Raw genomic sequence first — 20,150 nt, 5'->3', positions numbered from 1 at the left:
TCGGCCCGGGGTGATGATTACTGGCCGATCACCGCCCGCGCCCGCTCCGCCAGCCGCTCGATCGCGGCTTCATGGATCCCGACGCTGCTGGTGATCACCCCGAACGCGCGCGGGTTCGGCTTGTTGAACAACAGGTCCGCGCCCAGCGCGTCGGTCACGGAGCCGCCCGCCTCGGCCGCGATCAGCGATGCGGCGGCAATGTCCCACTCGTTTCCCCAGCGCAGCGTCGCGACCAGGTCCGCGCGATTGTCCGCCACCATCGCCATGCGCAGCGCGATCGAATTGGGCTTCTCCACCGCGGTCAGGTCGCGGTCGGTCTTTGGCAGGGCGTCAGTCGGCACGCGCGCGCCGGCAAATTCGGTGCGGGTGCTGGCGTGAATAGGATCGCCGTTCAGCGTCGCGCCGCGCCCGGCGGTCGCCCGCCACAGCTCGCGTCGCGCCGGCGCATCCAGCACCCCGATCACTGACCGGCCGTTCTCAACCAGCGCCACTGAGACGGCCCATCCGGGGCGACCCCGGATATAATCGCGCGTGCCGTCGATCGGATCGACCACCCAGATGCGCTTGTGACCTAGCCGATCGGGATTGTCCGCCGTCTCCTCGGAAAGCCACCCGGCATCGGGCAGAAGCGCCGAGAGGCGGGAGCGCAGGAGGCTGTCGATCTCCAGATCGACCTCGCATACCGGGCTCCCCGGTGTCTTGTCCCAGCGCGCGAAATCGGTGCCGAAGCGGGCGAGCGCTCGCTCACCCGCTTCGCGCGTAATATCCGCTACCGCATCGGTGAGATCATCCACCGGCGACGGTCATCCCATCGATGCGCAGTGTCGGCACGTTCGTGCCGTAGCGGAATTCCAGATCGTTGGCGGGCGTCACGTTGCGGAACATGTGCTTGAGGTTGCCCGCGATGGTGAACTCCGCGATCGGCCCGGCAAGCTCGCCATCCTCGATCAGGAAGCCGGCCGCACCGCGGCTGTAATCGCCCGTCACGCCGTTCACGCCCTGGCCGATCAGTTCGGTGACATAGACGCCGCGCTTGATGTCGCCGATTAGCGTCGCGACCGGCACGTGTCCGGCGTGCATGTAGAGGTTGCTGGTCGTCACCCCCGGCGCACCGCCGACACCGCGCGCGGCATGGCCGGTCGGCTCCAGCCCGAGCTGCCGGGCAGATGCCGAATCGAGCAGCCAGGTGGAAAGCACGCCGTCCTCGATGATCGCGCAAGGCGACACCGGCAGGCCCTCGCCATCGAACGGGCGCGAACGCAGGCCGTGCGGACGATGCGGATCGTCGGAAACGGTGATGCCGTCGGCGAACACCTTGGTGCCCAGCGCCTCGAGGAGGAAGCTCGTGCGGCGCGTGATCGCCTGGCCAGCGATCGCGCCGGTCAGATGGCCCAGCAGCCCGGCGCCGACGCGGGGATCAAACACCACCGGCAACGCGGCGCTTTCCATTCGGCCGGGGTTCAGCCGCGCGACGGCGCGCTCGCCCGCGCGGCGGCCGATCTCTTCCGGCGATTCCAGCCGGCTGCGATGGCGGGCGGAGGTGAAGGCATAATCGCGCTGCATGCCGCTGCCCTCACCGGCGATCACGCTGGCGGACAGGCCGTAGCCGGAATTGGCATACGCGCCGCTAAACCCGTGGCTGGTGGCAAGCGCCCACAGGCTGCGCGAGGCGCTTGCCCCGCCGCCCTCGCTGTTGGTGACCCCGGGAACGGCGCGTGCCGCTTCCTCCGCCGCCAGCGCGGCTTCGCGAAGCTCGGTCGGGGACATGTCGCCGCCGTCGTCGAGGTCGAGCAGCGGCGCGTCGCCCTTCATCAGCCGCTCTTCCGGTGCAAGGCCGGCCCAGCGATCTTCCGGTGCCTCGCGCGCCATCGCGATGGCGCGCTCCACCAGTTGCTCGAGCGCTTCGGGCGCGAGATCGGATGTCGAGACGCTGGCCGAACGCTGCCCGATGAATACGCGCAGCCCCAGATCTTCGCTCTCGGATCGGCCGACGTCCTCAAGCGCGCCAAGGCGCACCGATATCTCGGTTGCGGCGTCGGCAGCGAACACGGCGTCGGCTGCGTCGGCACCGGCTTTCATGGCGCGGGCGACGATATCGGCGGCGCGTTCCTGCGCCTCTGGGGGAGTGAGCATGAAGGCGGACTTAGGGGCGGGACGCCGCCGTTGCTAGAGGTTCGTCCCGACGACGAGGCAGGCAAGGAACATCAGCAGCCCGGCAAAGCGATTGGATCGGAAGCGGACGAGGGCACCGGCGCCGTCATCGGGGCGAAGCGTCGCCACCTGCCATCCAAGGTGCAGTGCCATTGGCAGCAGCGCCGCGAGCACCAGCGCATCCGAACGCTGCAGCCACAGCGCCGTCGCCCACAGCAACAGCGCGCCCGCGTAGCAGAGCGCCGTGCCGCCGCGGACATGCCGGCCCATGCGAAGCGCGGAGGACCGCACACCGATCAGCGCGTCGTCCTCCCGATCCTGCAGCGCGTAGATCGTGTCATAGCCGATCACCCACAGGACCGATCCGGCATAGAGCAGCAGGCCCGGCGCGGTCAGCGCGCCCCAGGTTTCCAGCCAGCCGACCAGCGCCGCCCAGGAAAAGACCAGCCCAAGCCATGCCTGCGGCCACCAGGTGATCCGCTTCATGAACGGGTAGCCCGCAACCAGCGCCAGGCTGGCGACGGCCAGCACCGCGGTATCGACACGAAGCTGTACCAGCACGACGAGGCCGATCAGGCAGAGGATGCCAAGCCACGCCCAGGCCGCCTTCAGCGACACTTGGCCGGATGGGATCGGCCGCGCCCGGGTGCGCGCGACGCTGGCATCCAGGTCGCGGTCGACGATGTCATTGTAGACGCAGCCCGCGCCCCGCATCGCGATGCTGCCGATCAGGAGCCAGGCAATCAGCGACCAGCGCGGAATCGCGCCGCCCGCCAGCGCAACGGCCCAGGCCCCCGGCCAGAACAGCAGCCACCAGCCGATCGGCCGGTCGAAACGGGCAAGAAGCGCAAACGGGCGGATGCGCGCTGGCAGCGCAGCGACCAGCCCGCGGTGTTCGCTGTCGGGGGTGATGTCAGGGGAAGCAGTCACGCGCCTTTCCCTAGGCCCCTCATCCCCGCGTCGCCAGCACCTCGATCGCGCTATCCTCCAGATAGACCGCGCTCAGGACGCCTGATTGATAGGCGCCGGTGTCGAGACCGATCCGGTTGGGCCGCAGTTCGACGAACGGGCTGATCGTGTGGCCATGAACGATGACGGCCCCGTGGTCGCGCTGGCTGTCGAGGAAATCCTCGCGGATCCACAACAGGTCGCGGCGGTGCTGCTTGCGCAGCGCCACGCCCGGCTTCACCCCGGCGTGGCAGAAGAAATAGTCGCCCGACGTCGCGGTCAGCGGCCAGCCGCGCATCCACTCGATCCATTCGGGGCCGATGGCGGCGCGCAGTTCCTCGATATAGGCGCCCGCATCCTCCCCATCGAACGGGGGCAGGCCGAAGCTCCTCGCGGTGTCATTGCCGCCGTTGCGCAGCCAGTTGGCAAACGTCATCGGATCGCGCTCGCAGGCGCGGATCAGCATTTCCTCGTGATTGCCCATCAGCGTCACGATGCCCGGCGCCTCGTGGTGCAGCCGGTCCAGCCATTGCAATGCACCGCGGGTGTCGGGGCCGCGATCGACGATGTCCCCAAGGAAAATGATGCGCATTGCGCGCGGGTCGGGCCGCGCGGCGGCATGGGCGGTGATCGTCGCCCACAGTTCCTCCAGCTGCTCGATGCAACCGTGCACGTCGCCGATCGCGTAGATGCGCTCGCCGGGCGCGGTGCTCGGCGCCCGGTTGCGTCGGGCAAGGTTGCGCAGCGCGTTCAGGATAAGGAGGGGCCTCTCACGGGTCGACGTTATAGCGCGAACGGTGACATAGATGGCCGCAGCCGACAATGTCGGGAGCCGGCGGTCCGATTTGCTCGCCCCCGGCTTCCTTGACGATGTGTCAGGCCAGTAGGCCCATCGCCTTCTGCGCCTGCGCCAGCACCGGTGCCGCCAGGTCACGCGCCTTCTCCGCTCCGCGCGCCAGGATCGCGTCGATCGCGCCGCGATCATTCAGCAGCCGCAGCATCTCGTCGCGGATCGGGCCCAGCTTCGCCACCGCAAGGTCGGCCAGCGCCGGCTTGAACTGTCCGAAGCCCTGGCCGGCGAACTCTGCCACCACATCCTCGGGCGTCCGATCCGCCAGCGCCGCGAAGATCGTCACCAGGTTGCGTGCCTCCGGCCGCTCCGCCAGCGCATCCCAGCTGTCGGGCAGCGCGTCGGGATCGGTCTTCGCCTTGCGGAACTTGTCGGCAATCTCGCTGTCGCTGTCGATCAGCTTCACCACCGACTGCACCGACGGGTTGGATTTGGACATCTTGGCCGACGCATCTCGCAGGCTCATGATGCGCGGCGCGGCCTTGCTGATCAGCGGCTCGGGCAGGGTGAACAGCTCGGTGTTGTAATCCTGGTTGAACTTGGTCGCGATGTCGCGCGCCAGCTCCAGATGCTGCTTCTGGTCCTCGCCGACCGGCACGTGCGTCGCATTGTACAGCAGCACGTCCGCCGCCATCAGCACCGGATAGTCGTACAGGCCGACGCTCGCGCCCTCGCGGTTCTTGCCCGCCTTGTCCTTGAACTGCGTCATGCGGTTGAGCCAGCCGACCCGCGCGACATTGTTCAGCAGCCACGCCAGCTCACTGTGCGCCGGCACGCGGGTCTGGTTGAACAGGGTCGATCGCTCAGGGTCGATCCCCGCCGCGACCACCGTCGCGGTCATCTCGATCGTGTTGGCGGTCAGCTCGGCCGGCGCGATCCACTCGGTCAGGCCATGAAGGTCGGCGATGAAATACATCGTCTCGCCCCCGGCGGCCTGGATCTCGTCCTGCATCGCCACCCACTGCTTCACCGCGCCCAGGTAATTGCCGAGGTGAAGATTGCCGGTAGGCTTGATGCCGGAAACGACGCGCATGATGGTCAGCTTGCTTTCTTGCGACGGAGGAGGGCTTTGATATCGGACAGCCGGTACGCCCCAGTCACCACACAGGCAACGCCATAAACCGACACGCCCGCGCCAACCAGCGCCATCAAGGCACCAATGCGTACCGGAAGGCTACCGGTAAGGTACGGGTCAATCGGAGGCGCGATGAGCAGCAACGTCCCGCCCATTACCCCTGCGGCCAGCGCCAGCCGCGGCACCCGCCGTCGCACCTGCGCATCGATCGCGAAATGCCCGCGCCGCGCCAGCACGATGTACAGCGACGCCACGTTGATCGTGGAGGCAAGGGCAGTCGCCAGCGGCGGCCCCATCTGGCCGATGCCGTAACGGCCAAGCAGCGGAATAAGAACCAGATTCCCGACGAGGTTCACCGCCACCGACCACAAGGCGAGGCGCACCGGCGTCGCCGTATCCGCCCGGGCGTAGAAGCCCGGCGTCAGCACCTTCACCAGCACATAGCTGGGCAGGCCGATCGAGAAGGCCGACAGCGCCAGCGCCGCCCGCGTCGTGTCCGATGCGTCGAACGCGCCGTGCTGGAACAGCCCCCGCACGATCGGCTCGGCCGCAAAGACGAACGCCGCGGTTGCGGGCAGCGTCAGGAAGAGCGCGAGCTCCAGCCCGCGATTCTGCGTCTCCATCGCTTCGGCCTCGCGGCCCTCCGCGAGCTGGCGCGAGATGACGGGCAGCAGGATGGTGCCAAGGCCGATGCCGATCATCCCCAGCGGCAGCTGGTTCAGGCGATCCGCATAATAGATCGCCGAGATCGAGCCCGCCGACAGCAGGCCGCCGGCGAGCGCGGTTGAGATGGCTAGGTTGATCTGCGCGGCGCCAGCGCCCGTCGCAGCCGGCACGATCAGCTTCAGCAGCCGCCGGACATCGTCGTCGAGCCGCGGCATGCGCAGCTTCAGGCTGACCCCGGCGCGTCGGCACGCCCACCACAGCCAGGCAAGCTGCATTGCGCCGCCCACCGTCACCGCCACCGCTTGCGACTGCGCGGTCTCGTAGGGATTGTCGCCATGGAAGAAGAGGAGTCCGCCAACCATGGCCACGTTCAGCAGGATCGGCGCCGCCGCATTCACCCAGAACTTGCCGAGCGAATTGAGAATTGCACCGAGCAGCGATGCAAGCGAGATCAGCAGCAGATAGGGAATGGTGATCCGCGATAGCGTGACGGCGAAGGCGAACTGCGCCTCGCTCGGGTTCTGCCGCTCGAAACCGCCGGAAAGGCTCCAGGTGATCGGCCACGCTGCCGCCAGCATGATGGCGGTGAACACCACCAGCACGGGGAAGAGAAGTGCAAGCGCGCGCTCGGCAAAGTCGATGCCCGCCGCGGTCCCGCCGCCCTCGGCAATCTTCTTGTTGAACAGCGGGATGAACGCGGCGTTGAACGCGCCTTCCGCGAACAGCGCGCGGAACATGTTGGGCAAGCGGAAGGCGACGAAGAACGCGTCCGACGCAAAGCCGGCGCCGACATAGCTTGCCTGCAACGTGTCGCGGACAAGCGCGAGCACGCGGCTCGCCAGCGTCAGCCCGCCGACCGAACCAAGCGCGCGCGTGAGGTTCATTTTGCTACGCCCCGTCCGCCATCATTGCCCCGCGCACCACCTCGGCTGTGTTCATGCGATCGGCGATCACAACGAGGCGGCAGGCCCGGGTGGAACGGGCGATGCGCATCCCACCCCGGCCCATGATCCGGTCTCAGGCCTGGCCGAAGTTCCCGGCCTGAAGCTGCGCGTCACGCTGCTCATTCTGCTGCATGTACAGCGCGTTGAAGTCGATCGGCTCCAGCAGCAGCGGCGGGAAGCCGCCGTCGCGGATCGTATCGGCGATGACGCGGCGCGCGAACGGGAACAGCAGGCGCGGCGCTTCGCCGAGCAGGAACGGCTGCAGCGCATCGAGGGGCACGTTGCGCACGCCGAACAGGCCGGCATAGGAAAGTTCGACGAGGAACGTGACGCGGCCCTGCGTCTCGGCGCGGACTTCGATCTTCAGCGTCACTTCGTGCGCGTCTTCTGCCACCTGATTGGCGGCGATGTCGAACTGGACGTTAATCTCCGGGCCCTGCTGATCCTGATAGACCGACGGCGCGCGCGGATTCTCGAAGGACAGGTCCTTCACATATTGCGAGATCAGCCCGACTGCCGGCGACGTGTCTTCGCCATTGGGCTGCGGCGTCGTGCCGTTGCCGGCGCCAAGATCCTGCTCGTCCATCTCGTCGAATCCTTGAAAGAAGGGCGCGCCTTGCTCTCGCGCGCATGGCGGCGGCGCCTAGCAGGGGGGGCGGGGCGTTTCAACGGTCGCACCCATTTGAAACATGATGCGTTGCCGCCTATGTTAGGACTTCAGCGTATCGGAGGCCGGGTGTTTTACATTATCCTGCTCGCGATGGTTGCCGCGTTCCTCGCGCTTCGGCTCTATTCGGTGCTGGGCAAGCGTACGGGGCATGAGCAGCCATTGATCAAGCCCGCGGAGGAGCGTGTCGCCCCCGCGGCGCTCCCGCGTGCCGTCGAGCCGGTGCGGGAAAATCGCGAACCGGCGGTGAAGCCGTTCGAAAGCGACGCCGAGCCAGGCATTCGCGCGATCGTCTCTGCCGAGTCCGGGTTCGACGTCGCACGCTTCGTGGATGGCGCGCAGGCGGCTTATCGCATGATCCTCGAGGCCTTCTGGAAGGGCGACGAGGAAACGCTGCGCGACTTGGTATCGTCGGATGTCAGCCGCGCCTTTGGTGATGCGATCGCGGCGCGTAATGCCTCGGGCCATGTGCTCGACAATCGACTTGTGTCGATCGAGCGCGCGATGATCACCTCGGCCTCGCTCAACGGCAAGGATGCGCGGATCACCGTCCGCTTCGATGCGGTCATCGCTGCCGTGACGCGCGATGCTGAGGGCAATGTTATTGCCGGGTCGACGAGCGATGCGGTCGAAACGCATGACGTGTGGACCTTTGCGCGGACGCTGCGCAGCGCCGATCCGAACTGGAAGCTGGTGGATACCGACGAAGCGTGATGGCGTTTCGGGGGGGAGCCGCGCTGGCCGCCGCGCTGGCGCTATCGGCATGTGTCGGCGGGGTCGTCCCGCCATCGCCCGGGTCCGGTCCGGCGCCGTCCAAGGTGCCATCGCAGCCGCGGCCTCAAGGTCCGGTGCGTCAGCCGGCCCCGGCCACCCCGATCACGCCTGTGCCCGCTATGACATCGGCGACGGCGACGACCGCGGTCAGCGCAGGGCTTGTCGCGGGCCCACCAATCGCCAGCCTGCCGATCACCCGCGAATCGGCTGCCGGCGCGCTGGCGGCTTTTCGCATCAGCTGTCCCTCGCTGATCCGCAGGACCGATCCGACTGGGCTCACGCGCGGCACTGACTGGAAGCCAGCCTGTGACGCCGCCGCGGGCGCATCCGGCGATCCTCAGCGCTTCTTCGCGCGCTTCTTCGAAACGGTGCAGGTCGGCGACGGCAAGGCTTTCGCCACCGGCTATTACATCCCGGAAATCGCTGGCTCGCGTGAGCATCGCAGCGGCTATGCCCCGATCTATGGGCGTCCGAGCGACTTGGTCGATGTCGACCTCGGCCTCTTCTCGGACAGTCTGAAGGGCAAGAAGATCCGCGGCCGGGTGGAGGGCACGAACTTCGTGCCGTACTATGATCGTACCGCCATCGAGGAAGGCGCGCTTCGCGGCAAGGCAAAGATCCTCGCCTACGCCGTGGATCCCGTGGAGCTGTTTTTCCTCCAGGTGCAGGGTTCGGGGCTTGTGCGCCTCCCCGACGGCGAGGTGCTGCGGATCGGCTACGAAACACAGAACGGGCGGGACTATACCGGCATCGGCAAGCTGATGCGCGATCGCGGACTGCTTGGGCCGGGTCAGTCGAGCATGCAGGGCATCGTCGCCTGGCTGCACGCGAACCCGGAGCAGGGCCGCGCGATCATGCGCGAGAATAAGAGTTTCGTTTTCTTCCGCCTGCTCGATGGGCCGCCGCTGGGCGCCATGGGGCTGCCGGTGTCCGCCCAGTCGACCGTGGCGGCCGACGTGCGCTTCGTGCCGCTCGGCGCGCCGGTGTTCCTGTCGATGGATCGCACTGACGCAACCGGCTTGTGGGTGGCGCAGGATACCGGCGGCGCGATCAAGGGCACCAATCGCTTCGACACGTTCTGGGGTGCGGGCGAGGATGCGCGGGCGATCGCCGGCGGGATGAGCGCGCGCGGCACGGCGTTCGTGCTGGTGCCGGTCGGCACGCTGAGCCGGCTCGGTGTCGCGCAGCCTCGCCCCTGACGAGGCGGCGTTATGGGCGCGCGTGATGGCGACCGTGCGGCCGCTTCGCGCCGCAAGCGCGCCAGCGGTCGCGAAACCGGTCCCCGCAAAGCCCGCTGAGCGCCAGCCGGTCGCGCGCACGAAGGCAGCGCCTCCGCCGGCGCCGCCGCGGGTCGAGCTTCCGAAGCGGCCCCAACCGGGCGTGACGCTCGACGGCGGTTGGGACAAGCGCCTGTCGCGCGGGATGGTCTCTCCCGACGTGACGATAGATCTGCATGGCCATACGCTCCACTCCGCGCATGACCTCCTAGATGCGGCGCTCGGCCGCGCGATTGCACGGGGTGATCGCGTGATCCTGCTCGTCACGGGAAAGCCGCCGCGCCCGGAAAGCGAGCGCCCGCATGCGCGCGGCGCGATCCGCGCGGCGATCGGGGACTGGCTGGCTGCGTCACGCCACGCCAGCGCGATCGCAGCGGTGCGCGGCGCGCATCCGCGGCACGGGGGCGCGGGCGCTCTCTATATCGTGCTGCGCCGTCCGCGCGGAACCTAGACGGCCGGGGCCAGCGCCCGGCGCAGGATGTCGGCGTAGATGCCGGTCAGCAGTCGAAGATCCTCGACAGCCACCGCCTCGTCCAGCTTGTGCATGGTGGCGTTCAGCAGTCCGAACTCGACCACCGGGCAGACGGCGGACAGGAAGCGTGCGTCCGACGTGCCGCCGCTGGTCGAAAGCTCCGTGACGATCCCGGTCCGCGCCTCGATCGCCTCAGCCACGATCGTGGAGAGTGCGCCCGGCGCGGTAAGAAACGCCTCGCCTGATACCTTCGCCTCCACACGCGCCCCCGGCGCGTAGCGAAGCACCACCTCCTCAATCCGCCGCGCCAGGTCTGCGCCACGGTGAAGATCGTTGAAGCGGATCGATAACCGTGCCGAGGCGAGCGCGGGGATGACATTTGTCGCCGGGTTTCCGACGGTGATGTCAGTCACCTCGATGTTCGACGGCTGGAACCAGTCAGTTCCCTCATCAAGCACGATGCCGTCGATCTCAGCCAGCGCGGCGACGAGGCGCGGGATCGGGTTGTCGGCCAAGTGCGGATAGGCGACATGCCCCTGCCGCCCCGGCACGTAGATCCAGATGTTGACCGAGCCGCGGCGCCCGATCTTGATCATGTCCCCAAGCCTAGCCGCGGACGTTGGCTCACCGACCAGGCACATGTCCGGCCGGATGTTCCGCGCAGCCATCCGGTCGATCAGCGCGCGAGTGCCGAACGTTGCCGGCCCTTCCTCGTCACCGGTGATGATCAGGCTGGTCGTGCCCCCATCCGTCACCAGCGCCGCGGCGGCGACGAAGGCCGCGATCGCGCCTTTCATGTCCACCGCGCCGCGCCCGAAGAGAAGGCCGTCGCGCACTTCAGGCTCGAAGGCGTCGCTCGTCCAGCCGCTTCCCGGTGGCACCACGTCGACATGGCCAGCGAAGGCGAAGTGCGTGCCGCCTTCACCGCGCACCGCAAGCAGATTCTCAACCGGTCCGTCGGGCGCCTCGCCGGCGACGAACCGCTCCACCTCGAAGCCGATCGGCAGCAGCGCCGCCTCCAGCACATCGAACACCGCGCCGCGCGCCGGGGTCACGCTCTCGGCGGCGATCAGCGCCTGCGCCAGCGCCAGGACGTCGGTCACGGGGCGGTTGGGGTCGGCGTCGGGCGCTCGAATTGCTCGATCACCCATTCCTCTTCCTGAGCGCCGGCGATCCAGTCCTGCATGAACGGATGGGTCAGCACCGCCTCGATATACGGGCCGGCAAAGCGCGCGACCGGCAGCGAATAGGTGATGATCCGCGTGCACACCGGCGCGAACATGATGTCCACCGCGCCGAACTCTCCGAACAGGAAGTCGCCGTCGCCGCCGAAGCGCGCCCGTGCCTGCGCCCACAATTCCATCATCCGCGTCAGATCGGCGAGGACGGCCGGGGAGGGCGGTACCGGGGGGTAGATCTGGCGAATGTTCATGCTGTGCTCGCGGCGCAGCGCTGCGAAGCTTGCGTGCATCTCCGCCGCCATCGATCGGGCCATGGCACGCGCCGCCTCGTCTTCGGGCCAGAAGCGCGCCCGGCCCACCTTGTCGGCGAGATACTCGACGATTGCGAGGCTATCCCACACCACCGCATCGCCGTCCCACAGGATCGGCACCTTGCCCGAAGAGGGGGCGAACTCATCGCCCTCGCGCCGCTTGTCCCAATCCTGGTCGTACAGCGGTACGACGACTTCCTCGAACGGCCGGCCTGATTGCTTGCACGCGAGCCAGCCGCGCAGCGACCAGGACGAATAGGCCTTGTTGCCGATGATGAGCTTCATGGCTGCCGGCGTATAGGCGGCCGTCGGCAGGCGCAACTAGGCGCGCCGGGAAAGCGTCAGCCGATCGCCTCGATCACGGCCGCGCGAAGCTCGGCAATCCCCATGCCCTTCTCGGACGAGGTGGCGATGATCTCCGGATGCGCCGCGGGCCGCTTACGCGCTTCCGCGATGGTGCGCGCCGTTACCTCATCCAGCTCTGTCGCCTTGATCTTGTCGGCCTTGGTCAGCACCATGCGATAGCTGACCGCTGCCTTGTCGAGCATGTCGAGGATCTCGCGATCGACATCCTTGATGCCGTGCCGCGCATCGATCAGCACCAGCGCACGCTTCAGCACCTGCCGCCCGCGCAGGAAGTCGTTAACGAGGAAGCGCCACTTCTTGACCACGTCCTTTGGCGCTTTGGCAAAGCCGTAGCCGGGCATGTCGACGAGGCGGAACAGCATCGGCTCGCCCACATCGAAGAAGTTCAGCTCCTGCGTTCGCCCCGGCGTCACCGAGGTGCGCGCCAGCGTCTTGCGCCCGGTCAGTGCGTTGATGAGCGACGACTTGCCGACGTTCGAACGGCCGGCAAACGCCACCTCCGGCACCGACGGATCGGGCAGGAACTGCAGCGCTGGCGCCGATTTCAGGAAGGTGATCGGCCCGGCGAAGATCTTGCGTGCCGCCTCGATCTCGGCCTCGTCAGGGCCACTGTCCAGTTCGGTGAAGGGGGCCTCGGGCGACGCCGTTTCCGGCGCCGCTTGTGTGCCAGCGGCGGGCTGGGGCCCCTCCCCATGGAGGGGAGGTTGGCGGTTCATTTCGCGGGTGCTTCCTTCAGGCCGGGATGCCGGGCGTAGAGCAGCTTCTGCTGCAGGATCGTCAGGACGTTCGACGTGATCCAGTAGACCTGAAGGCCCACCGCGAACGGCGCCATCACGAACATCAGCACCCATGGCATCAGCGCGAAGACCTGCTTCTGCGTGTCATCCATCGGTGCCGGGTTCAGCTTGAACTGGAAGTACATGCTGATGCCAAGCAGGATCGGAACCACGCCGATCGCCAGGAACGCCGGCGGCGTGAAGGCGAGCAGGCCGAAGAGGTTCACCGGCGTCAGCGGATCGGGCGCAGACAGGTCCTTGATCCACAGGATGAACGGCTGGTGCCGCATTTCGATCGTCAGCATCAGCACCTTGTACAGCGCATAGAAGATCGGGATCTGCAGCAGGGTGGGGGCGCAGCCGGCAAGCGGGTTCACCTTCTCCGCCTTGTACAGCGCCATGATCTCCTGCTGCATCCGCGGCTTGTCGTCCTTGAAGCGCTCCTGGATCGCCTTCATCTTCGGCTGCACGGCACGCATGTTCGCCATCGACGCGAATTGGCGCTGCGCGATCGGGAACATCAGCAGGCGGATCGTCAGCGTCAGCAGGATGATCGCGACGCCGAAATTGCCGACCATGCGGAACAGCCAGTCGAGATAATAGAAGATCGGTTTCTCGACGATGCGGAACCAGCCCCAGTCAATCGCATAGTCCAGGCGGGTCACGCCTTCCTTGTCGGTATAGCGATCGAGCAGGCGCACTTCCTTGGCGCCAGCGAAGAAGCGGCTCGTCTGCGTGATTTGTCGGCCGGGCTGCAGCAGCTGGGCGTTGCTGGTATAGTCGCCCTGGTACGCCTTGTTCGCGCCTTCGCGGAACTGCCCGTCGAACGGCCGCGCCTGATCCGGGATCAGCGCGGTCAGCCAGTATTTGTCGGTGAAGCCAAGCCAGCCCCCGGTGGTCGCGAACCGCTGCGGCCCTTCGGTCAGGTCCTTGTAGTCGACGTCGTAGTCGGCCTTGTCGTTGTGCACCGACATCGGCCCGACATGGATCGTCCAGCTGTCCGGATCCTTGGAGACGCCAGTGCGATTGACGAGGCCATAGGCAGCAACCGGCACTGCACCGGTTCCACCGTTCGCCACCGTCTGCTTGATGCCGAACATATAGCCGTCGTCGACCGACAGCTCGATCGCGAAGCGCTGCCCACGACCGTTGGTCGCCGTCAGCGTGACCGGCTTGCCCGGCGCGAGGAGGTTAGACGATGCGGTCCACACCGTATCGGCACTGGGCGGCGACAATCCGTCGTCACGCCAGCCGAAGCCGGCGAAATAGGCCTCGGGCGCGCCGGCTGGTGACAGCAGGCGGATCGGCGGCGAGTTCTTGGCGATCGTTTCCTTGTAATTCTTGAGCACCAGATCATCGATCCGCGCGCCCTTGAGGTTGATCGAGCCGCGCATCGTCGGCGTGTCGATCATCACGCGCGGCGTTTCGCGCAGGACGAGGTTGCGGTCACGGATCGCGGCAGGCCCGTCAGCCGTCGGATCAGCCGACTTTTGCGTGACGACCTTGGTCTTGCCGTCCTCGATCTTTGTGACGGGCGGATTGGCGGTGGGGAAGAACTTGTTCTGCAGGACCGGCCAGCCGAACAGGATGAGCGCGGCAATGACCGCGAACAACACAAAGTTCTGATTCTCTTTATTCACGTGCGCCAAAATCCTTTACGGCACCGGATCATAGCCGTGCCCACCCCATGGACCGCAGCGCGCGATCCGCTTCATCGCCAGCCAGCTGCCGCGCACGGCTCCATAGCGGCGAAGGGCCTCGATTGCATAGGCGGAACAGCTTGGCTGATAGCGGCACGTTGGCGGCAGGATCAGCGAGGGGCCGAGTTGCCAGCCGCGTGCCAGCAGGATGAGCAGCCGGGCGATCACTGGCTCGCCTGCCGGGCAACCTTGCCCAGCGCCTTGCCCAGCTCGCGCCGCAAGCTGTCGAAGTCGCGCTCGATCCCGCCGTTGCGTCCGATCAGTACGTGGTCCGCGCCGGCAATGCCCTGCGTCGGCAGCAGCTCACGCGCAAGCGACCGCAACCGGCGCTTCATCCGGTTGCGGACCACGGCATTGCCGATTTTCTTGGTGACCGTGAAGCCGACTCGCATCGTCGGATCACCGTCCTCGCGGGGGCGCACCAGCAGCACGAAGCCCGGCATCGGCGCACGGCGCCCCGCGTTTGCCGCCAGGAAGTCCCGGCGGCGGGTAAGCGTCTGAATTATGCCGACAGCTTCTTGCGGCCGCGTGCGCGACGCGCCCGGATCACTGCCCGGCCGCCCACCGTCGCCATGCGCGCACGGAAGCCGTGACGACGAGCCCGCACCAGGTTGCTCGGCTGAAAGGTCCGCTTCATCGTTCATTCCCGAATCTGAAAAACAACAAGGCCGCCACGCAGGACGGCCCGAATGGTGCGGCGCATAGGTGAAGACCGGCTCCAAGTCAACGAGAGCCAAGGACGCGATCGCGCGCGCGGCGCCGCAGCGCGCTTCGCCGACGCATCGTCCGGTCGACCAGATTGCCGACACGTGGCCAGCGCCGCTTGAGGCGGGCCCAGCGCACCTGCGCCCAACGCGAATTGCGCAGGATCAGGATCATCCCGCCAGCGAACAGGAAAACGCCGCCGGGGCCGGGCAGGGGTGCCACCGCGGCAGCGCCGATCCACAGCAGGAAGCCAAGCACCAGCTGGATGAGTCGCGAAACGGGATGGCGGTCACGCATGGCGGCGATGTGGCTCCGGTGTGTTGCAATGACAAGACGCTCGATGAGTGGTTTGCAGCCGTCGCAAAGCGGGTATGAACGGGAGGGGAACGGGGGAGATAGATGGCGGCGATCGTCTCGACGGTGGCGTATCTCGGGCTGGAGGCGCGCGGCGTCGAGGTTCAGGTGCAGCTCATTCCCGGCTTGCCGGCGTTCAACCTCGTTGGGCTCGCCGACAAGGCAGTTGGAGAAAGCCGGGAACGGGTGCGCGGCGCCATCGCGGCAATGGGCCTCGCCTTGCCCCCAAAGCGGATAGCGGTGAACCTGTCGCCGGCGGATCTGCCGAAGGAGGGATCGCACTTCGATCTGCCGATCGCCATCGGCCTGCTCGCCGCGATGGGCGTCGTCGATGCCGAGACGCTCGCGGAGTACGTGATCGTCGGCGAACTGACACTGGATGGTCGGCTCGCGCCCTCGCCTGGGGTCCTGCTCGCCGCGCTCCATGCCGCCGAGACGGGCAAGGGCCTGATCTGCCCTGCCGCCCAAGGTCCGGAGGCTGCGTGGAGCGGATCAATCGAGGTGGTGGCCGCCCCCGATCTTCTCTCGCTAATTAATCATCTCAAGGGACATGGCCTACTTTCCGCACCCATTGCTGGCGACGTGATCGCGGCGGGCTCGGGCCCGGATCTGCGGCAGGTACGCGGGCAGGAGACGGCAAAGCGTGCGCTGGAGATTGCGGCGTCGGGCGGGCACAATTTGTTGATGGTCGGCCCGCCGGGTGCCGGCAAATCGCTGATGGCGTCCTGCCTTCCGGGCATACTTCCGCCGCTCGATGCCGCCGAGGCGCTCGAAGTCTCGATGGTGCAGTCGGTCGCCGGCACGCTGGAGGGTGGCCGCCTTACGCGCACCCGGCCGTTCCGGGCGCCGCATCATTCCGCCTCGATGGCGGCGCTGACCGGCGGCGGTCTCAAGGTGAAGCCAGGCGAGGTCAGCCTGGCGCATCTTGGCGTCCTGTTCCTCGACGAGCTTCCCGAGTTCCAGCGCGCCGTCCTCGATTCGCTGCGCCAGCCGCTCGAATCGGGCACGGTCAGCGTCGCGCGTGCCAATGCGCACGTCACATTCCCCGCGCGCGTCCAGTTGGTCGCGGCGATGAATCCGTGCCGCTGCGGCTATCTCGGGGATGCGAGCCTCGCCTGCGCCCGGGCACCGAAGTGCGCGGCGGACTATCAAGCAAAGGTCTCCGGCCCGCTGCTCGACCGGATCGATCTGCACGTCGAGGTTCAGGCGGTTAGTGCTGCGGACTTGATGCTGCCGGCTCCTGCTGAAGGCTCGGCGGAAGTCGCAGCGCGCGTCGCGTCAACACGCAACGTGCAGGCAGCGCGTTACGCCGATCACCCGATCCGGACCAATGCGGAAGCTGAGGGAGACGTTCTGGAGGCGCATTGCATGCCGGACGAGGCGGGCCGCGCGCTGCTGGCGCAGGCGGCGGAGGCGATGCGGCTGTCGGCGCGCGCCTATACCAGGATCTTGCGGGTCGCGCGGACGATCGCCGACATGGCGGGTGCGCAGGAGGTCGGGCGCATCCATATCGCCGAAGCGCTCAGCTATCGTCGGCAGCCGCCCCGCGCCTGACGCGCAGCGCGGCGATCAGCTCGCCAGCCGGCGCTCGTCGGTCGGCCCAGCGCCAGTGGCCAGCATCCGGCGCTCGGCCAGCAATCGGCGGGTGTTGGCCCCACTCATTGGCCGGCCATAGAGATAGCCCTGGCCACGCGCGCAGCCGATGGTGCGCACGCGTGCCTCGATCTCGGCGTCTTCGATGCCTTCCGCCGTCACCGGCAGATTCAGGCTCGTGCCAAGGCTGGCGATCGCGCCAACGATGGCCGCACTGTCGGGATTGTCCGCGATCGCCTGCACGAAGCTCTTGTCGATCTTGATCCGGTCGAACGGCAGGGCGCGCAGGTGCGCGAGGCTGGAATAGCCGGTGCCGAAATCATCCAGCGCGATGCGGATGCCCTGGTTCTTCAGGCTGCCCACGATCGTCTGCGCCAGCGACAGATTCTCGAATAGCGCGCTTTCGGTCACCTCGATCTCGAGCCGGTGCGCCAGGAATCCGGTCTCCAGCAGCAGCTTGATGATCTTCTGCGGCAGCCAGGCGTCGCGCAATTGATAAGGCGAGATGTTGACGGACAGCGTCAGCGCCGGGTCCCAATCGCGGGCCGCCAGGAAGGCCTGGCGCATCACCATCATCGACAGGTCGGCAATCAGGCCGCTCTGCTCCGCGATCGGGATGAAGCGGTCGGGCAGGATTGTCCCGTGCACGGGATGCTCCCAGCGCGCCAGCACCTCGAAGCCGCACAGCCGGCCGGTCTCCAGATCGATCTGCTGCTCGAAATAGGGCACGATATGACCAGACGGGATGGCGTGGCGCAGCCCCGTTTCCAGCTCGTTCCGGGCATGAAGCGCACGCGCCATGGCGGGATCGAACCAGGCGAGTCGGTTCCGCCCACCGTCCTTCGCCGCATACATGGCGATATCGGCGGCGCGCATCAGTGCGTCGATCGAACCACGCTCAACATCGGAACGCGCAATGCCGATCGAGGCCGAGACGTGAAGCTGCTGCCCGTCGATCTCGATCGGCAGGGCAAGCCGGCTGACGAGTTGTTCGGCGATTCGCTGTACCACCGATGGGTCACGCGGATCGAAGATGAATGCGCAGGCGAATTCGTCGCCGCCCAGCCGCGCGGTTAGCGCCCCGCTCGGCAGGATGCCGGTGATCTCGCTCGCCACCCGGGCGAGCAGCGCGTCGCCAGCGGAATGGCCGTGAAGATCGTTGACCGTCTTGAACCGGTCGAGGTCCAGCATCAGCAGCGCGACGGCGCGGCCGCGGCGGCCTGCGTCATGCAGCATGGTCGCGGCTTCTTCCACCAGGCTGCGGCGATTGAGGAAGCCGGTCAGCGGATCGCAGTTCGAGAGGACGCGCACACGCTCGGAGGCGGCGACGTGATCCCCCACAGTCTTCGCCAGCTGGCGATGCCGCCGCCAGCCGATCAGGATCAGCGCGACGTTCAGCAACAGGGCGATGACGATGGTGCGGTCGAGCTCCTCGGGGGAGCCGAAGGACTGGCGCAGAAGGGTGCTCGCCACCATTCCGGCGAGTATGACGAACAGCGCGACGGCCGCGGCAGTGACGATCCCTGCCGCGCTGCCGTTCCCGGCGCGTTTGTCAGCGGCGCGTCGCGCCTGCTCCACCATGCCGTTCGTCCTCCATAGCCGACACATTCTGGAGGCCATCGGTGTAGAAGGAGTTAACGGCCGTAAACTTGCCTTCCGCGGCATTCCCCGCTACTGGCCGCTCACGTTCCGTTGTTGAACGCTGAAGACAAGCGCCCATGTGGTGCACGCTGGCCGGCGAGGTTTCGCCCGCCGGCGCTTTTGCGTTTGGGGCCGGATGAAGGAGTTTTGACGCGATGTTCGACAGCCTGAGCGATCGTCTTGGTGGCGTGTTCGACCGTCTGCGCGGCCGCGGCGCGCTGACGGAGGCGGACGTGCGTCAGGCGATGCGCGAAGTCCGCGTCGCGCTGCTCGAGGCTGACGTTGCGCTGCCGGTCGCGCGCCAGTTCGTCGACGAGGCGACCGAGAAGGCGATCGGCCAGAACGTGCTTCGTTCGGTCACGCCTGGCCAGCAGGTGGTCAAGATCGTCAACGACGCCCTCGTTGCGATGCTCGGCGGCGACGATCCCCAAGCGGCCGAACTGAAGATCGATGTCACGCCTCCCGCGGTGGTGATGATGGTCGGCCTGCAGGGCTCGGGCAAGACCACCACGACCGCGAAGATCGCCAAGCGCCTGTCGGGCGGCCAGGGCGGCCGCGATCGCAAGAAGGTGCTGATGGCGTCGCTCGACGTCAATCGCCCGGCTGCGCAGGAACAGCTCGCTACCCTCGGCCAGCAGATCGAAGTGCAGACGCTGCCGATCGTGCCGGGGCAGCAGCCGGTCGATATCGCCCGCCGCGCGCTTCAGGCGGCGAAGCTGCAGGGCTTCGATGTCCTGATGCTCGACACCGCCGGTCGTCTCCACGTCGACCAGGCGTTGATGGACGAAATGAAGGCGGTGGCCGAAATCGCCTCGCCGCAGGAAATCCTGCTCGTCGTCGATTCGCTGACCGGCCAGGACGCCGTCAACGTCGCGCAGAGCTTCTCGGCGCAGGTGCCGCTCACCGGCGTCGTGCTGACCCGGATGGACGGCGATGCGCGCGGCGGCGCGGCGCTGTCGATGCGCGCCGTCACGGGCAAGCCGATCAAGTTCGCCGGCGTCGGCGAAAAGATGGATGCGCTCGAGGCGTTCCATGCCGAGCGTGTCGCCGGCCGTATCCTCGGCATGGGTGACGTCGTCAGCCTCGTCGAGAAGGCGGCGGAGTCGATCCAGCAGGAAGACGCCGAGCGCATGGCGGCGAAGCTCGCCAAGGGCCAGTTCGACATGAACGACCTGCGCGGGCAGCTGGCGCAGATGCGGCGCATGGGCGGCCTTGGCGCGCTCGCCGGCATGATCCCGGGTATGAAGAAGGCGCAGGCGGCGATGGCTAACGGCGCGGTCGACGAGCGAATCCTGCTGCGCATGGACGCCATGATCACCTCCATGACGCCCAAGGAGCGTGTGAAGCCCGAACTGATCAACGCCAAGCGCAAGATCCGTATCGCCAAGGGCAGCGGCACGACCGTTCAGGACGTGAACAAGCTGCTGAAGATGCACCAGGAAATGTCCACTGCGATGAAGAAGATCCGCAAGATGGGCGGCATCAAGGGCATGCTCTCGATGCTGGGCAAGGGCGGTCCTGGCGGCGGCATGGCCGGGCTGGGCAACGCGCTCGGCGGGCCGGAGCTTGGCGACATGCTCGGCAAGGCCGGCGGCGGGCTTCCTGGCCTGCCGGGCATTGGCGGGGGCGGCGGAGCGCTCCCGCCCGGATTTCCGAAGTTCAAGAAGTAACGTTTTACCGATATCTAGAAGGAAGAGAC

The 20,150-nt window shown here is 67.3% G+C and carries 21 protein-coding genes; 5 read left to right on the top strand and 16 right to left on the bottom strand.

The features are described from left to right. Positions 1-17: 17 nt before the first annotated feature. From ACH0AE_RS00945 to secB, 7 genes are all read right to left on the bottom strand, one after another. Entirely contained in the window at positions 18-794 is a 777-nt protein-coding gene (locus ACH0AE_RS00945; protein WP_294441997.1) for a 3'(2'),5'-bisphosphate nucleotidase CysQ, read from the bottom strand. Further along, entirely contained in the window at positions 787-2,133 is a 1,347-nt protein-coding gene (locus tag ACH0AE_RS00940) for a TldD/PmbA family protein (protein ID WP_294441998.1), read from the bottom strand. The genes ACH0AE_RS00945 and ACH0AE_RS00940 overlap by 8 nt, the downstream gene beginning before the upstream one ends. 33 nt (positions 2,134-2,166) lie before the next feature. After that, on the bottom strand, positions 2,167-3,081 hold the full coding sequence (gene ubiA / locus ACH0AE_RS00935) for a 4-hydroxybenzoate octaprenyltransferase (RefSeq protein WP_294441999.1): 915 nt from the start codon (positions 3,079-3,081) through the stop codon (positions 2,167-2,169). Positions 3,082-3,100: 19 nt separating this feature from the next. Beyond that, a complete protein-coding gene (locus ACH0AE_RS00930) occupies positions 3,101-3,922 on the bottom strand; it encodes a metallophosphoesterase family protein (protein WP_294442000.1) in 822 nt (273 codons plus the stop codon). Between the two features lie 52 nt (positions 3,923-3,974). Then, positions 3,975-4,982 carry a tryptophan--tRNA ligase gene (trpS, locus tag ACH0AE_RS00925; protein WP_294442001.1) on the bottom strand — a complete coding sequence of 336 codons (1,008 nt, stop codon included), beginning with the start codon at positions 4,980-4,982 and terminating at the stop codon, positions 3,975-3,977. Positions 4,983-4,987: 5 nt separating this feature from the next. Continuing rightward, positions 4,988-6,574, bottom strand: a complete 1,587-nt coding sequence (gene murJ, locus ACH0AE_RS00920; RefSeq protein ID WP_294442002.1) for a murein biosynthesis integral membrane protein MurJ — start codon at positions 6,572-6,574, stop codon at positions 4,988-4,990. A gap of 133 nt (positions 6,575-6,707) precedes the next feature. Beyond that, positions 6,708-7,220: a protein-export chaperone SecB gene (gene secB, locus ACH0AE_RS00915; protein ID WP_294442003.1), complete on the bottom strand. Its 513-nt coding sequence runs from the start codon at positions 7,218-7,220 to the stop codon at positions 6,708-6,710. Positions 7,221-7,370: 150 nt separating this feature from the next. On the opposite strand from secB, the gene ACH0AE_RS00910 reads away from it, so the two are divergent. Genes ACH0AE_RS00910 through ACH0AE_RS00900 form a run of 3 tightly spaced genes read left to right on the top strand, consistent with a single transcriptional unit; the run spans position 7,371 to position 9,803 of the window. Further along, the gene (locus tag ACH0AE_RS00910) at positions 7,371-8,015 is read left to right on the top strand and encodes a Tim44/TimA family putative adaptor protein (protein WP_294442004.1); all 645 of its coding nucleotides are present in this window, start codon (positions 7,371-7,373) and stop codon (positions 8,013-8,015) included. After that, entirely contained in the window at positions 8,015-9,274 is a 1,260-nt protein-coding gene (locus ACH0AE_RS00905) for a murein transglycosylase A (RefSeq protein ID WP_294442005.1), read from the top strand. The genes ACH0AE_RS00910 and ACH0AE_RS00905 overlap by 1 nt, the downstream gene beginning before the upstream one ends. A gap of 25 nt (positions 9,275-9,299) precedes the next feature. After that, positions 9,300-9,803 (top strand): Smr/MutS family protein, encoded by a 504-nt coding sequence (locus tag ACH0AE_RS00900; RefSeq protein ID WP_294442016.1) that lies wholly within the window; start codon positions 9,300-9,302, stop codon positions 9,801-9,803. Here the strand turns inward: ACH0AE_RS00900 and dapE are convergent. From dapE to ACH0AE_RS00860, 8 genes are all read right to left on the bottom strand, one after another. After that, positions 9,800-10,975 (bottom strand): succinyl-diaminopimelate desuccinylase, encoded by a 1,176-nt coding sequence (dapE, locus tag ACH0AE_RS00895; RefSeq protein WP_406875379.1) that lies wholly within the window; start codon positions 10,973-10,975, stop codon positions 9,800-9,802. The genes ACH0AE_RS00900 and dapE overlap by 4 nt on opposite strands. Further along, positions 10,924-11,601 carry a glutathione S-transferase family protein gene (locus tag ACH0AE_RS00890; RefSeq protein WP_294442007.1) on the bottom strand — a complete coding sequence of 226 codons (678 nt, stop codon included), beginning with the start codon at positions 11,599-11,601 and terminating at the stop codon, positions 10,924-10,926. The genes dapE and ACH0AE_RS00890 overlap by 52 nt, the downstream gene beginning before the upstream one ends. Positions 11,602-11,657: 56 nt before the next feature. Continuing rightward, the gene (gene yihA, locus ACH0AE_RS00885; RefSeq protein WP_406875378.1) at positions 11,658-12,398 is read right to left on the bottom strand and encodes a ribosome biogenesis GTP-binding protein YihA/YsxC; all 741 of its coding nucleotides are present in this window, start codon (positions 12,396-12,398) and stop codon (positions 11,658-11,660) included. Further along, the gene (gene yidC, locus ACH0AE_RS00880) at positions 12,395-14,098 is read right to left on the bottom strand and encodes a membrane protein insertase YidC (protein WP_294442008.1); all 1,704 of its coding nucleotides are present in this window, start codon (positions 14,096-14,098) and stop codon (positions 12,395-12,397) included. Before yidC ends, yihA begins: the two co-directional genes overlap by 4 nt. Positions 14,099-14,113: 15 nt before the next feature. Continuing rightward, positions 14,114-14,326, bottom strand: a complete 213-nt coding sequence (gene yidD / locus ACH0AE_RS00875; RefSeq protein WP_294442009.1) for a membrane protein insertion efficiency factor YidD — start codon at positions 14,324-14,326, stop codon at positions 14,114-14,116. Further along, positions 14,323-14,601 (bottom strand): ribonuclease P protein component, encoded by a 279-nt coding sequence (rnpA, locus tag ACH0AE_RS00870; protein ID WP_406875377.1) that lies wholly within the window; start codon positions 14,599-14,601, stop codon positions 14,323-14,325. Before rnpA ends, yidD begins: the two co-directional genes overlap by 4 nt. Before the next feature lie 59 nt (positions 14,602-14,660). Further along, complete coding sequence (gene rpmH, locus ACH0AE_RS00865; RefSeq protein WP_028056723.1) at positions 14,661-14,795, bottom strand: 50S ribosomal protein L34; 135 nt, start codon at positions 14,793-14,795, stop codon at positions 14,661-14,663. Positions 14,796-14,881: 86 nt separating this feature from the next. Next, on the bottom strand, positions 14,882-15,160 hold the full coding sequence (locus tag ACH0AE_RS00860) for a hypothetical protein (protein ID WP_294442010.1): 279 nt from the start codon (positions 15,158-15,160) through the stop codon (positions 14,882-14,884). Between the two features lie 102 nt (positions 15,161-15,262). Here ACH0AE_RS00860 and ACH0AE_RS00855 point away from each other — a divergent pair, with 102 nt between their 5' ends. Continuing rightward, positions 15,263-16,771 carry a YifB family Mg chelatase-like AAA ATPase gene (locus ACH0AE_RS00855; RefSeq protein WP_294442011.1) on the top strand — a complete coding sequence of 503 codons (1,509 nt, stop codon included), beginning with the start codon at positions 15,263-15,265 and terminating at the stop codon, positions 16,769-16,771. 15 nt (positions 16,772-16,786) lie between these two features. On the opposite strand, the gene ACH0AE_RS00850 is transcribed toward ACH0AE_RS00855, so the two are convergent. Further along, complete coding sequence (locus ACH0AE_RS00850; RefSeq protein WP_294442012.1) at positions 16,787-18,391, bottom strand: bifunctional diguanylate cyclase/phosphodiesterase; 1,605 nt, start codon at positions 18,389-18,391, stop codon at positions 16,787-16,789. 215 nt (positions 18,392-18,606) lie between these two features. Between ACH0AE_RS00850 and ffh the strand changes: the two genes are divergently transcribed. After that, positions 18,607-20,121: a signal recognition particle protein gene (gene ffh / locus ACH0AE_RS00845; RefSeq protein WP_294442013.1), complete on the top strand. Its 1,515-nt coding sequence runs from the start codon at positions 18,607-18,609 to the stop codon at positions 20,119-20,121. Positions 20,122-20,150: the final 29 nt, after the last annotated feature.

Source organism: Sphingomonas sp. 179-A 2A2 NHS (assembly GCF_045371305.1).
Taxonomy (GTDB): Bacteria; Pseudomonadota; Alphaproteobacteria; order Sphingomonadales; family Sphingomonadaceae; genus Sphingomonas.
This window is presented reverse-complemented; position numbering and strand designations above follow the sequence as displayed.